At 73.7% G+C, this 13,973-nt stretch carries 9 protein-coding genes; 2 read left to right on the top strand and 7 right to left on the bottom strand.

What is annotated here, in order from left to right; translation table 11 throughout:
• Positions 1 to 230: 230 nt before the first annotated feature.
• The gene (locus tag DEU32_RS08145) at positions 231 to 1,007 is read left to right on the top strand and encodes a hypothetical protein (RefSeq protein WP_114850059.1); all 777 of its coding nucleotides are present in this window, start codon (positions 231 to 233) and stop codon (positions 1,005 to 1,007) included.
• A 141-nt stretch (positions 1,008 to 1,148) separates the two neighbouring features.
• On the top strand, positions 1,149 to 2,819 hold the full coding sequence (locus DEU32_RS08140) for an APC family permease (RefSeq protein WP_208738909.1): 1,671 nt from the start codon (positions 1,149 to 1,151) through the stop codon (positions 2,817 to 2,819).
• Here DEU32_RS08140 and DEU32_RS08135 read toward each other — a convergent pair.
• From DEU32_RS08135 to DEU32_RS08105, 7 genes are all read right to left on the bottom strand, one after another.
• Entirely contained in the window at positions 2,816 to 4,120 is a 1,305-nt protein-coding gene (locus tag DEU32_RS08135; RefSeq protein ID WP_114850058.1) for an LLM class flavin-dependent oxidoreductase, read from the bottom strand. The two genes, DEU32_RS08140 and DEU32_RS08135, sit on opposite strands and share 4 nt — an antisense overlap.
• Position 4,121: 1 nt before the next feature.
• Positions 4,122 to 5,489, bottom strand: coding sequence for an O-acetylhomoserine aminocarboxypropyltransferase/cysteine synthase family protein (locus tag DEU32_RS08130; RefSeq protein ID WP_114850057.1), 1,368 nt, complete (start codon positions 5,487 to 5,489; stop codon positions 4,122 to 4,124).
• Between the two features lie 149 nt (positions 5,490 to 5,638).
• Complete coding sequence (locus DEU32_RS08125; RefSeq protein WP_181819231.1) at positions 5,639 to 6,349, bottom strand: M50 family metallopeptidase; 711 nt, start codon at positions 6,347 to 6,349, stop codon at positions 5,639 to 5,641.
• A gap of 174 nt (positions 6,350 to 6,523) precedes the next feature.
• Positions 6,524 to 8,377 carry a glutamine--fructose-6-phosphate transaminase (isomerizing) gene (gene glmS / locus DEU32_RS08120; protein WP_114850055.1) on the bottom strand — a complete coding sequence of 618 codons (1,854 nt, stop codon included), beginning with the start codon at positions 8,375 to 8,377 and terminating at the stop codon, positions 6,524 to 6,526.
• Positions 8,378 to 8,803: 426 nt separating this feature from the next.
• The gene (locus tag DEU32_RS08115) at positions 8,804 to 11,494 is read right to left on the bottom strand and encodes a LuxR family transcriptional regulator (protein WP_114850054.1); all 2,691 of its coding nucleotides are present in this window, start codon (positions 11,492 to 11,494) and stop codon (positions 8,804 to 8,806) included.
• Positions 11,495 to 11,976: 482 nt separating this feature from the next.
• Complete coding sequence (locus DEU32_RS08110) at positions 11,977 to 12,762, bottom strand: inositol monophosphatase family protein (RefSeq protein ID WP_058740687.1); 786 nt, start codon at positions 12,760 to 12,762, stop codon at positions 11,977 to 11,979.
• Between the two features lie 43 nt (positions 12,763 to 12,805).
• Positions 12,806 to 13,954 (bottom strand): hypothetical protein, encoded by a 1,149-nt coding sequence (locus DEU32_RS08105; RefSeq protein WP_147281427.1) that lies wholly within the window; start codon positions 13,952 to 13,954, stop codon positions 12,806 to 12,808.
• Between the last annotated feature and the right edge of the window lie 19 nt (positions 13,955 to 13,973).

The raw sequence follows: 13,973 nt of genomic DNA, 5'->3' as shown, positions 1-13,973 counted from the left end.
CCGTGAAGGGTCAGTGCCTGTGAAGGGTCGGTGCCTGTGAAGGGTCGGTGCCCGTGAAGGGTCGGTGCCCGTGAAGGGTCGGTGCCCGTGAAGGCGCTGGTGTTGTCTGAACGCCCCGTCGTCGTCCCCTGGACGATGCCGGGGCGTTCGCTGTTCCCGGGAGCGCTGGCGACTACTGTCCGGATCAGGTGCGGGAGGGACCCGGACCGGTGCACGAGAGGGTGTGTCGCGTGGTGCAGGAGATCGCGATCCGTGTCCGGCTGAGAGAGCAGGAGCGCGTGGGGTTGGCGGCGTACGAGCGGATCGTCGGGTCGGTGGCCTCGGTCGCGGCCGTCGTTGCGTGGCTGCCGACGCCGGAGTCTCGGCTGGTGCTCCGGGGTCGCGGCGCTGAGCCCGTGCGCCTCGAGACCCTGTCGTACGGGTCGGTGTTCGAGATGCTCGTCGTCCTGGACCAGCGGTCGCCCGCGGTCGAGCGTGCTGCGGCCGCGGTCGCCGCCCTGGTCGACGCCGTCCGGGACGAAGCCGTCGCCGACGACGCGGCCGGGGTGGCCGGGGAGCTCGACCGGCTCGACCGTGCGGCGCCGCGGGGTCGATCGGTCGTCGAGCGGAGCCTGCGCGCGTTCCTCGAGGGGGCACGGTCCGACGTGCTCGCACGGCGGACGACGACGCGGGTGCGTGCGGCCCAGGCGCTGCTCCGGCTCGCCGAGGACGGGGCGGAGATCATCGTCGAGCGGGTGGACGACGCGCTGGCGCCCGAGGTGACCGAGGCGCCGGTGGAGGGGCTCCCGGAGACCGGCGGGATCGTGGTGCTCGCTGATCCGGGGATGCCGTCGGACGACACCGAGCACGACGAGAAGCAGCCCGACAAGAAGAAGAAGGACGCCAAGAAGAAGAAGGACGCCAAGAAGAAGGACGGCAAGAAGAAGAAGGACGGCAAGAAGAAGTTCGACAAGAAGCAGGACAAGAAGAGCAAGAAGAGCAAGAAGAGGGGCAGCAAGAAGCCCTGACCCGTCCAGCCGGAAGGCTGTGGGATTGTACAGTGCTCTTGTTTCCATTGTGTTAAACAATCCGCCACCGGGGCCCGCGCAGTGCCAGCATCGTGACGCGCGACTCCGTGCGATGGGGTCGCCCCGTCGAACGGAGCTGCAGTGGACACCACCACGACCCAGGCGCTGCCGGACTCCGGCCTGAAGCGCAACGTCGGATTCATCGGGCTCATCTGGGCCTCGACCGGGTCGATCATCGGCTCCGGGTGGCTGTTCGGGTCGCAGGAGGCCCTGAAGACCGCCGGCCCGGCCGCGATCATCTCGTGGGTGATCGGCGGTGTCGCCGTGCTGGTCCTCGCGCTCGTGCACGCCGAGCTCGGCGGCATGTTCCCGATCGCCGGCGGGACGGCCCGCTTCCCGCACATCGCGTTCGGCGGGGTCGCCGGCGCGTCGTTCGGGTGGTTCTCCTGGCTGCAGTCCGTGACGGTCGCCCCGATCGAGGTCGAGGCGATGATCAAGTACGCGCAGCACTGGCAGTTCGCCCACCCGTGGCTGCACACCGTCGTCGTCAACGGCCAGACGCAGCAGCTGCTGACCGGTGCGGGGATCGCCGTCGCGATCGTCCTGATGGCCGTCGTCACGGTGATCAACCTGCTGAGCGTCCGGATCCTGGCGAACACGAACTCCGCCGCGACCTGGTGGAAGGTCGCGATCCCGCTGCTGGTCATCATCGTGCTGGCCTTCAGCGGTTTCCACGGCGAGAACTTCACGGCGGCGGACGGCTTCCTTCCGCAGGGGGCGAAGGGCATCCTCGCAGCGGTGTCGACGTCGGGCATCATCTTCGCGTTCCTCGGCTTCGAGCAGGCGGACCAGCTCGCGGGCGAGGCGAAGAACCCGAAGCGCGACATCCCCCGCGCCGTCATCGGCTCCGTGGTCATCGGGCTGGTGATCTACCTCTTGCTCCAGGTCGTGTTCCTCGGCGCGCTGCAGTCCGGCGCGGTGCAGGGCTCGTGGGCGACCGCCGACTTCACCAAGTACACCGGCCCGTTCGCCGACATCGCGATGGCCGCGGGGCTGACCTGGCTCGCGGTGGTCATCTTCGTCGACGCGATCATCTCCCCGGCGGGCACGGGCCTGATCTACGTGACCGCCACGACGCGCATCTCGTACGGCCTGAGCCGCAACGGCTACTTCCCGAAGGCGTTCGAGTGGACGACGAAGGCCGGCGTGCCGTGGGTCGGGCTCGTGACCGCGTTCGTCGTCGGCTGCGCGTGCTTCGCCCCGTTCCCGTCGTGGCAGGGGCTCGTCAGCCTCATCACGAGCGCGTCGGTGCTCATGTACGCGGGGGCGCCGCTTGCCCTCGGGGCGTTCCGGAAGCGCATCCCGGAGGTCGAGCGCCCCTACCGGATGCCGATCGCGTCGGTCCTGTCGCCCGTGGCGTTCATCATCGCCAACCTGATCATCCTGTGGACCGGGTGGGACACCGACTGGAAGCTCGGCGTCGCGATCCTCATCGGCGCGGTCGTCATCGTCCTGAACAACGTGTTCCGCGGTGCGACCAGCGTCCGCCCCCGGTGGGACTGGAAGGCGGCGCAGTGGCTGCTGCCGTACCTGGTCGGGATGGGACTCATCGTCTACTTCAGTGACTTCAACACCACCGCGCCGGTCGTGCTGTTCCCGCTGTGGGTGGACATCGTCGTCGTGGCCGTGTTCTCGCTCGTGGTCTACTTCTGGGCGATCGCCTCGGCGTCCCCGCGGGAGGAGATCCTCCGCACCGCCGCGGACGTCCGCGACGTCGAGGAGTCCAACGTCCTCGAGCCCGTCCGCCACTAGAAGTCGAACAGGTTCCCCCGCAGACCCCCGTCCCCGTACTCCCGCCGCAGCAGCCCGCGGCGCCGGAGCACGGGGACGAGGTCGCCCGTCATCCGGTACACCTGGGCCGGGTGCAGGTCCCCGGACAGGATGAACCCGTCGTTGTCGGCGTCGGCACCGAGCTCCTCGGCGAAGTCCGCGAACTCCTCGGCCGTGCCGACGAACCCGTCCCGGGTGCGCAGCCGCCCGAGCCGTGCCTTCCTGGCCAGGAGCTCGCGCAGCGGCGCGTCCGGGGTGTCGCCGAGCAGACCGCGGATCGTCCCGGCGGAGACGTGCTCGCCGAACGTCCCGGCGGGCACGGGCGCGTCGAGGTCGAGCACGGTCAGGTCCGTCTCCGAGTCGCTCGACCACGCCACGGCCGCGGCCAGCAGTGCCTCGTCGGTCGGGTGGGCGGACGCATCGACGAGCCGGTCGGCCTCCTCCGCCGAGGCGACGAGGACCGGCTTCACCACGAACAGCACGCGCACGTCGTCGGCGCTCCGACCGGCGTCCGCCGCGGCGGCGAGCACGCGGGCGCGGTACTCCCGGACGGCGGCGGCCGACAGCGGCGCGAGGGCGAGCTGCACGTCCGAGTGCGCCCCGGCGAAGCCGAGCCCGCGTCCGGAGCCGCCGGGGGAGACCACGACCGGGTCCGTGTCGAGCGGCAGCGCGTTGAGCGGTCCGTCGGCGGTGAAGTACGCGCCCTCGTGGTGGAAGGCGTCGAGCGCGTCCCCGTCCGCGAAGTGCCAGTCGGAACGGGAACCGACGTACCCGTCGCCCCACGAGTGCCAGAGCCGCCGCAGCAGCGTGATCCACTCCTCGGCCCGGTCGTACGCGGCGTCGTGGGGGAGCGGCGCCGCGCCGACGTGGCGGGCACTCCCGGTGTCCGTGACGACGTTCAGGCCGAACCGGTCCGACGACAGGTGCGCGAGCGTGGCGGCCTGCCGGGCGGCCAGGTACGGCGGGGTGATCCCGGCGTTCACCGTCGGAGCGATGCCGATGTGCGACGTGGCGGCGAACAGGTACGGCGCCAGCAGCAGCGGATCGTGCTTCGGGCCGCCGTAGGCCTGCCGGATCCGCAGGTCCAGGGTGGACGGGTTGCCGAGCGAGATCGCGTCCTCGGCGATCACCAGGTCCATCCCGGCCTGCTCGAGCGCGCGGACGGACTGCTGGTACAGGCCCGGCTTGGTCCAGTCGTGGCCCCAGTCCCAGTCCGCCCGCCCCCACGCCTGAGGTCCGAAGCCCCGCGAGAAGAAGTACCCGAAGTGCTGCAGGTCCGCCATCTCAGGCCACCTGCGTCGCCGCACGGACCGTGGCGGACGCGCCACGGGCCTCCCGGCCGGCCGCGGAGCCGACCGCCCTGCGGACCGCAGCGAACCCGCGCTCCAGGTCGCGGAGCAGGTCCGCGACGTCCTCGATCCCGACGGACAGGCGGACGAGGCCGTCGTCGATGCCCTGCGCGGCCCGCTCGGCGGGCGTCCGACCGGCGTGCGTCGTCGTGGCGGGGTGCAGGACGAGCGAGCGGACGTCGCCCAGGTGGGTCATCCGGCTGAACAGCTCGACGGCGTCGATGAAGGCCCGCGCCGCCGGCTCGCCGCCGGCGAGCGTGAAGGCGAAGACGGACCCGGCTCCGCGGGGCAGGTAGCGCTGCGCGAGGTCGTGGTACGGACTGGAGGCGAGACCCGCGTGGTCGACGCTCGTCACCTCCGGCTGCTGGTCCAGCCAGGTGGCGACCGCCAGCGCGTTCGCGCAGTGGCGCTCGACGCGCAGGCTGAGGGTCTCGATGCCCTGGCGGAGCAGGAAAGCGTTGAACGGCGACGGCGTCGGACCGATGCGGGACGCGATCACGTCGCGCGCGTACACGACCCAGGCGCGGGGGCCGTGGACGTCGACGTAGCTGCGGCCGCCGAGGGCGTGCTCGGGCGTCGTCAGGTGCGTCCACCGCTCCGGGGCGGCGGACCAGTCGAACGTGCCGGCGTCCACGACGACCCCGCCGAGGCCGGACCCGTGGCCGGACAGGAACTTCGACGCGGAGTGCACGACGACGTCGGCGCCGTGCTCGACCGGACGGACGAGGTACGGCGTCGCGAGGGTGTTGTCGACCACGAGCGGGACCCCGGCGCGGTGGGCGGTGGCGGCGACCCCGGCGATGTCGAGCACGTCGTTCTTCGGGTTCGGGATGGTCTCGGCGAAGAAGGCCTTGGTGTTCGGGCGGACGGCCGCGGCCCAGGCGTCGAGGTCGCGGGCGTCGGCGACGAAGTCCACCTCGATGCCGAGCCGGCCGAGGTTCTGCAGGAGCAGCCCGCGGGTGCCCTCGTAGATGCTCTGCGCGCTGACGACGTGGTCGCCGGCCTGCAGCAGGCCGAGGAACGCGACCGTCGCCGCCGCCTGGCCGCTCGCGACGAGGATCGTCTCGGCGCCGCGCTCGAGCAGGGCGATGCGCCGCTCGACGTCGGCGTTCGTCGGGTTGCCGAGGCGCGTGTACGTGTAGCCGTCGTCGGTGCCGGCGAAGCGGTCGCGAGCCTGGTCGAAGTCCTCGAACAGGAAGCCGGAGGTCATGTGCACGGCGGGGACCCGGGCGCCGTGGTCGGCGTCGGGCCGGAACCCGCCGTGGACCTGTTCGGTGGTGAAGCCGTGGCCGTCGTGTGACATGGGGTCCCTCCGGGTGTGGGTCGTGCGGGTACTCTCGCACCCCGACGGCCGCCGTGGGGGCTGTGCGGCGTCCGGTTACGCCCGCGGACCGGGGCGTGCCGCAGCGGCGGACCCGCGCCCGCGCTGCCGGCGGACTGCCGTGCCGCGCGTCAGAACAGGGCGCGGACGCCGGTGGCCAAGGTGTCCCACACGACGAGGAGCGGGTCGCGGGCGAGCCACACCGCGACGGCGTTCACGGCCACGAACAGCACGAACCAGACCGCCGCGGGCAGGCGCATCTCGGCCGCGGCGATGTGGAAGTCCGTCTGCACGCGTGCCCCGGTCACCAGCCACCGTGCGACGGCGACCACCGAGCGGGCCCCGTCCACGACGAACGCCGCCCCCACGCCGGCGACGACGAGCACCGTGGCCTCGGACGGACGCAGGGCCACCCAGAACGCGAGCGCGTCGAAGCCGACGACCACGAGCAGCCCGAACCAGTTCCGGACGAACGCCAGGGCGACGAGCCCCACCACGCCGAGCACCACGACCGGCAGCCACCGGGAGCCGTGCAGCACCCCGGCGAGCAGCAGCACACCCGCCCACACCGGCGCACTGTAGCCAGCGAACAGGTTCGCGATCCGGACCGCCCACCGCACCGCGGCGGGGACGCGGCCGAGCCGGACCCAGGCCTCGCCGGAGCCGTCCGGGTGCAGGTCGATCCGCTCGATGCGTCCGCCGAACGGCACGACCACGACGCAGTGCCCCACCTCGTGCACGATCGTCGCGGCGATCCGGGCGACGCGGCCGAGGTACGGCACGAAGGGCAGCAGGGCGCCGACCAGGACGGCGACGAAGACGAGCGGCGGGGCAGCGGTCACGGCGACCAGGATGGCAGGGCGCACCTCGGACCCAGCCGGACGCAGCCGACGCCCGGCCGGGCGCAGCCGACGCCCGGCCGGACGCTCAGCCGGGCAGGACGGCGACGAGCACCACGACCACCGTGACGAGGACGACGACTGCGGCCGTGACGGCGACGGACACCGTCACCCGGTTCACCCGGGTGTGACGGGCCATGCGCCCCCCACCGCCCGCGCGGTGCCCCGTGGCTTGTCGACGTCGCACCCCGCTTGCAGCGCGAGCTCCCGGGCGAGCATCTGCAGCGGGACGACCGCCTCGACCGGCCCCCACGGAGCGGTCCCGCGGCCCCAGGCGAGGTCCGCGGTCGCGTTCCGGGACGCCGTGAGCGCCGGGACGTCGGAGTCCGCGCCGCCGATGGTCACGACGAGCGCCCCGCGGGCCCGGACCTCGGCGACGTCCGCTCGGAGCCGGTGGTCGCCGTGGTCGACGACGACGACCGGGATGCCCTCATCGACGAGTGCGAGCGGTCCGTGCTTGAGTTCGCCGGCGGGGTGCGCCTGGGCCCACCGGTAGCTCAGCTCGGTGGTCTTCAGGGCGCCCTCCGCCGCGTACGGCAGCCCGGGACCCCGGCCGAGGAACAGGAAGCCCGGGGCGTCCCGCACCGTCGCGGCGAGCAGCGGCACGCGGTCGGCGGCGACCGCCGCGGCGGCGGCCATCCGTCCGGGCAGCTCGGCGAGTTCGTCGACCAGGGCGGCCGCCCGGGCGGGATCGAGCCGCCCGGAGGCGACGAGCGCCGAGACGACCGCGGTCACGCCGACGACCACCTGCGCCGTGAAGGTCTTCGTGGCGGTGACCCCGACCTCGGGCCCCGCGTCGCAGTCGAGCACCGCGTCGGCGCGGCGGGCGAGCGAGGAGTGCACGTCGTTCGTCAGCGCGAGGACCGGGTTGCGGTCCTCGAACCGGTCGAGCGCCCGGAGCACGTCGGCGGTCTCACCGGACCGGCTGATCGCCACGACGAGCGTGCCCGGTGCGAGGACAACCTGGTCGGACTCGCTCGCCGCGACGACGTCGGTCGGGACACCCCCGAGTCGCCGGAGCACCCCCGCCACGACCTGACCGGCGTGCAGCGACGTCCCGCACGCCACGACCGCCAACCGGTCGAACGCGGGCAGTCCGAGGCCGGCCCAGGTGCTCCCGTCGACGGTCCGGCGGCCGACCCGGTCCAGGATCGTGGCGACGACGGTCGGCTGCTCGCCGATCTCCTTCGCCATGTGGTCCGCGTGGTCCCCGCGGTCCGGCGTGTCCGCGGCGAAGGGCGCCGGCGTCGGGAAGGGCACGGGGACCGCCAGCCCACCGGACGACCACGACCACGCCTCGCCGAGCTCGACGACGTCCCCGTCGCGCAGCGGCACGAACGTCTCGCACCACGGCGCGATCGCCCCGACGTCGCTCGCCACGAAGTCCCCGCGGTCCGACCGGGCGACGACGAGCGGCGACCGGTGGGCCGCCACGACCATCCGGCCGTCCCGGGCGTCCAGGACGACGACCGCCCACGACCCCTCGAGCTGCGCCGCGGTCAGCTGCACCGCGAGCATGAGGTCCGGATCGACGGTCAACGCCCGCTCGACCAGGTGCGCGACGACCTCGGAGTCGCCCTCGGAGCGGAACACGTGCCCCTGCGCCTCGAGCGAGGTCCGCAAGCGCCCGGCGTTCGCGATCGTCCCGTTGTGCACGATGCTGATCCGTTCGGAGCAGTCCGCGTGCGGGTGGGCGTTCCGCTCGCTCACCGCGCCGCGGGTCGCCCACCGGGTGTGCGCGATCCCCGCACCGGTCGCCGCGCGGGCCAGGGGGACCCTCGCCGCGTGCTCGGCCACGCGCGTCCGCAGGTCACCGACGCGGGACACGGAGCGGACCGTCTCGATCGTCCCGGCCGCTGTCCGCACCGCCACGCCCGCCGAGTCGTACCCCCGGTACTCGAGCCGCTCGAGACCGTCGAGCAGGTACGGGGTGGCGTCGTCGGTGACACGGGCCGCGATGATTCCGCACATCTGGTGTCCGATCGGTGGGACTGCTGGGGAGTTCGGCACCGACCGCCGTCGGGTCTGCCGCGCATCCGGGTCCGCCGGCCGGACCGCCGCCCGCCCCCGGATCTGGTGGGGGCGGACGACGGCGTTCGTGGCCGACGGTTCGGGTACCGGACGAGGGTCCGCGGACGGGTCCCCACCAGGGGACACGACGGTCGGTGCAGGAGCAGCCTCCACCGCGGCGGGGGCCCGGGCAACGGCCGCCCGCCCCTCTTGCGGTTCCCCGCTGCCGCGGTGCGCCGCGGCGACGGTCGTGCGGTCTCCCGCAACCGGACCCGGCGGTCACCAGGGTGGGACGACGACGGACGGGAGGCCCGGTACCAGCTGGTACCGGGCCTCCCGTCCGTCAGGGGGTCGCGTCCACGTCACCGCGGTGGCGGACGCGACCCGTCACGTGAGCAGCGCCACCAGGTGCGAGCGCGAGCGCGCGCCGACCTTGCGGTAGATCTGCGTGAGCCGCAGCTCGACCGTCCGCTGCGACATGAACAGCGACGAGGCGATCTCGCGGTTGCGGTAGCCCTCCGTCACCTTCTGCACGACCGCGCGCTCCTCGGCCGTGAGCGACGTGAGCACCGCCGACGCGTCCGGCACGCTCCGCGGGGATCCGGGCACCTGTGCACTCGGGACGGAGCGCACCGACGACGGGGCCGCGAAGGACGGCATCGCCGCACTCGCGACCGGCGTCACGAGCGGCCGCCGGAGCCCGGCTGCCTCGTACGACGCCGCCGCAGCGGCACCGAGCCGCGGACGCTCCGCCGCCGTGCCGACGCAGGCGAGCGCCGCGAACGTGCGGGCCCGCTCGTACTGCGAGTCGTGCGGCTGGAACAGCTCCAGCGCACGGCGCCGCGCGGCGTCGCGGGTCGTGTCGTCCGCGACGAGCGCCAGGCTCCTGGCGAGCACCAGGGCACCCCAGCGCGACGGCCGGGCGTGGTGATCTGCCGCGAGTCGGGCCGTCACGGTGCGTGCGTCGTCCGTCCGACCGGCCCGGACGTAGCCCTCGACGAGGTCACCGAGGTGCCGGAGCATCGTCGGGTTGCGCATCGAGCGACCCACGGCGTCCGCGGCCTCGAGGGCGACCACGGCCTCCTCGACCCGGCCGTCGAGCAGGAGCACCCGCCCGCGGAGCGCGTGCAGCTTCGCCGTCGTGGCCCACAGCTGGTTCGTCGACCGCTGCGCGAGGCACCGGTCCACCACCTCGAGGGCCTCGTGGGAGCGCCCCTCGGCGAAGTGCCGGTACGCGATCGCGAGCGCCCGGGAGGCCTCCGGCGGACGCCCGTCCGCACCGGCCGCGGCGTCCCAGACGTCGATCGCCCGGAGCGCCTGCCGGTAGTTGCCGGAACGCAGCTCGTTCTCGGCGGACAGGTAGCGGGCGGCCTCGGTCCAGACCGCCTGGGTCTCCTGGCTCCGGGCCATCGCCAGGGCGAACACGCGGCGGGCGCTGCGGTGGCGCTCGCCGAGGCTCAGGGCGTGCGCGACGAGGAGCAGCGCGGGGTCGGACAGCGTGAGCAGCTGCGACGTCGCGAGGCCGTCGTAGAGCTCGGTGTCCGGCGCGAGCGTGCCGTCGATCGCGTCGACGAGGTGCGACACCGCGGTGGCGATCTCCGCGGTGTGCGCGTCCACCGCCGGGCGGAGCGCCTCGACCCGGGCGAGCAGGTCGCGGGCCTGCTCGAGGTCCCAGGACTCGGCGCGGAAGCTCGCGACGGTCGCGAGGAGTCCTGCCGCCGCGGGCGCTTCGGGTGCGTCCGGGGCGACGGGCACGAGCAGCTCGTCCGCGTGCACGACCTCGCCGCGCAGGTACTGCACGGAGTACAGCAGCCGCAGGCGGCGGACCTCGTCGGCGGTCCGGCGGAACGGCCGGATCGCGGCCAGGTACCGTGCGGCGAGCCCGAGCATGCGGTTCGCGAGCATCGCCTCGGCGACGCCCAGGAGCGCCGCGCGCTCGTCCTCGCAGCCGGAGCCGACGTGCAGGGCGCGCTCGGCGAGGGCCACTGCGGCGTTCGGCACGCCGTCCGCCACGTAGCCCGCGGCCGCGGTCAGCAGACCGACCACGTCCGGGACGTCGTCGACGAAGCTGCGGTGCCAGGCCGCCGCACGGGGGTCGGACTCCGCGACCACGCCTGCGAGCTCGGTGTGCCCGGCGCGCCGCTGTCGAGCGGACATCCGCCACCAGAGCACCGATCGCACGAGCGGGTCGCGGACGGTGACGCTTTGGCCGCGCACCGCGACGAGCCCGGCGTCGGCCAGGTCGTCGACGCTGTCCCGGTCCCACGCCGCCGTGCGGGCGACGGGGGCGAGCGCGAGGCGGGCGAGGACGTCCAGATCGCGTCCTCCCTCGCTCTCGTGCTCGAGGGAACGGTCGGCGATCGCCTCGCCGGTCGCCGTCGGACGCAGGGGGAGCAGGAGCGGCTCGGTGCCGGTCCGCTGCTCCGGGGTGAGCGCGTCGACCTGCTCGCGGAGGGCGCCGGGGTTGCCCCCGGTCTCCTGGGCGAGCACGGCGAGGACGCCCTCGTTCGCGTCCGCGGGCGCCATCGAGCGCGCCGCGACCAGTGCTTCGTCGGCGGTCAGCGGTTCGAGCCGCAGCGTCGGCAGGGACGCGAGCGGCCCGTCCGCCGGGACCGAGCGGACCGTGGCGACCAGGCGCAGGGCCGTGCCGGCCAGCCGACCGGCGAGGAACGCGATGAGCTCCTGGCTCTCGGCGTCCATCCGGTCGAGGTCGTCGATGAGGACGACCGTCGGCGGCAGGGTCAGCGTCTGCACGGCCTCGAGGAAGTCGTGCGCCGCAGCGAGTCCGCCCGAGCCGGAGCCCGGGGCGTCGGACTCCAGGAGCAGGGCGATGTGGGCCGACGCACGGGGGTCGTCGAGCGCGGTGAACAGGGAGGTCACGCCGGCGAGCGGCCAGCGGGACTCGGTCCCGTTGACACCGACGCGCACGACGGGGAGGGCGACGCGGTTCGCGACCGCGTCGAGGACGCTGCTGCGTCCGGAACCAGGGTCGCCGACGACGACCATCGCGCACTCACGAGGGAGTGCTGCAAGGGTCGCGATCCGGTCGACCTCGAGACGGCGACCGGTGAGTGCCATGACTCACCGGCCCCCGGGTGTCGCGGCGGCGAGGGTGCGCGCGCCGGGATGGACGGGAACGAGATGCGGACGACGAGTGAGGGTGCACTCGGTTCCGCGCGGGAACGATGAAGACATCGTCTGTACCACCCCTCGGGTTAGGGTTTCTGGACGAGACACGACGGGTCCGACACCGCTCTCGGACCTAGGGAATCCGAGGCAGTCTCCGACCTGACGCTGCCGTCACAGTAACCCAGGTCCGGCACCACTTCGAGGGCCGCGGCGACGAGTTGTCCGCTCGCGTTGTCCCCAGTCCGGGGGGTCGTCCGGCGGGGCGTCCAGCGCGGCACACCGGGGGAGGCGTCGGGCTGGGGTACACGCCGTGGCGGTGCGTCGGGACCGTTCCCTTCCGCACCGGGCCGCGCCGTCGGACGTGCCCCGGTGGAGGGGTACGTCCGGGGCCGACGGGGTCAGCGTCGGGTCAGTGCCGGGTCACTGCCTGGTCATGGGCGGCGGACGACCTCGACGACGGCGTCGTGCACGAGCCCGTTCGTCGCGAGCGCACTGCCGTGCCAGGGGCCGGGGTCGCCGTCGAGCGAGGTGAAGCGCCCGCCGGCCTCCTCGACGATCGGCACGAGGGCGGCCATGTCCCACGGCTTGAGGTCGGGTTCGCCGGCGACGTCGAGCACGCCCTCGGCCACGAGCATGTACGACCACATGTCGCCGTACGCGCGGGTGCGCCAGACGCTCCGGGAGAGCGCGACGAGGGCGTCGAGCCGGTCGTCGTCGTCCCACTGCTGGATGCTGTTGTAGCTGATGCTCGCGTCGGCGAGCTCCGCGACGCCCGAGACCCGGAGCGGGCCGTCGGTGGAGTGCGCGCCGAGCCCCTCGGCGGCCCACCAGCGCTTCCCGAGCGCGGGCGCGCTGACCACGCCGAGCACCGGACGGCCGTCGACGGCCAGGGAGATGAGGGTCGCCCACACCGGGACGCCCCGCAGGTAGTTCGCGGTGCCGTCGATCGGGTCGACGACCCACTGCCGGTGTCCCTCGCTCGTGGCCTCGGCGCCGGTGTCCGCGGTGGTCTCCTCGCCGAGGAACGCGTCGTCCGGCCGCTCGGCGGCGAGCCGGTCCCGCAGGGCGCGCTCGACCGCCTGGTCGGCGTCGGTCACGTGCGTGCTGTCGGCTTTCTTCGACACGTGCAGGTCCGCGGCGCGGAAGCGCTCGAGGCTGATCGCGTCGGCGGTGTCGGCGAGGGAGCGGGCGAAGTCCAGGTCGGCGCTGAGGTCCACGGCGTCAGCGTACCGGCGGTCGGGTCGTGCAGGGCGGACCGCGCTACGCCGCGACGACCGACTCCTCTTCGTACTGCGAGACCGCGCGCTCCCGGGCGAGGCGGCTCCGACGCGCGGCGAGGCCGTGCACGACGACGCCCAGCAGCACCGCGACGGCGAGCCAGAGCGCCAGCACGAGCGCGGGGCGGCCGAGCGAGGACCCCGGGAAGTACACGAGGTCCTGGGCGGCCTTCAGCCACGCTGCGCCGCTCCAGAAGGTGTTCAGGGCCGCGAAGAACCCGGGCTGGAACGTCGGCTGGAAGATCCCGCCCGAGCTCGTGAAGTTGAGCATCACGAAGAGCATCGTGAGGATCGGCGTCGTCCACCGGCCGAGCAGCGGGTGCAGGCCGACACCGAGCGCGATGACGATCGCGTCGTACAGCCAGGCGAACAGGAACACCTGCCAGCGGTGGTCCGGCACGACACCGTAGACCGGGCCGGCGACGATCGTGCCGATGCCGGCGACCACGGCGGCGGTCGCGGCACCGACGACGACGGTCCAGAACGCCCGGAGGCGCGTGGCGACCGCGGCCACGGCGATGGCCGAGGCGTACCCGCCGACGCTCAGGCCGACGAGCAGGAAGAACAGGCCCTGGCCGGTGGGGTCCTCCGGTCCGGTCGGGACGACGTCCTGCACCGTGAAGGGCAGGTGCTGCTCGTAGGCGATCGGCAGGAAGACCTTCTGGGCGGCGGACGCGGTCGTCTCGCTCGCGGCGGACGAGACGTACAGCGTCGCCGCGTCCGTCGTCGGCGCGTACACGGCGGCGAGCTCGCGGTCCCGGACCTGCTGTTCGGCGGCAGCGGGCGAGGCCACGACGTGGGCGACGAGCTTGCCGTCGGAGCCGTCCGTGACGGTCTGGGCGAAGACCTGCGCCGCGGCGCCCTGACCGACGACGCCGACCGGGAGCTCGTGCGGCGTCGGTGCGTGGAAGGCACCGAGGTAGGCGAGGGTCATGCCGACCGCGAGGAAGAGGGGCACGAGGATGTGCGACCCGAAGCCGCGCAGCGTCCGCCCGAGGTGCTCGGGGCGCAGGACCGACGGACCGGACGGGCGGCGCGGGGGACGCGGCGCGGCGTGGTCGGCGTGGTGGTGCGACGGACGGGGCTCGGGGTTCGGGGTGACCACCAAGTTGTACTTTGCAACTTCTGACACGGGGGACGACTGTACACCC

The organism is Curtobacterium sp. AG1037, assembly GCF_003349855.1.
Classification (GTDB): Bacteria; Actinomycetota; Actinomycetes; order Actinomycetales; family Microbacteriaceae; genus Curtobacterium; species Curtobacterium citreum.
Note: the sequence above shows the minus strand (reverse complement) of the source record. Positions and strands in the feature narration are given on the sequence as shown.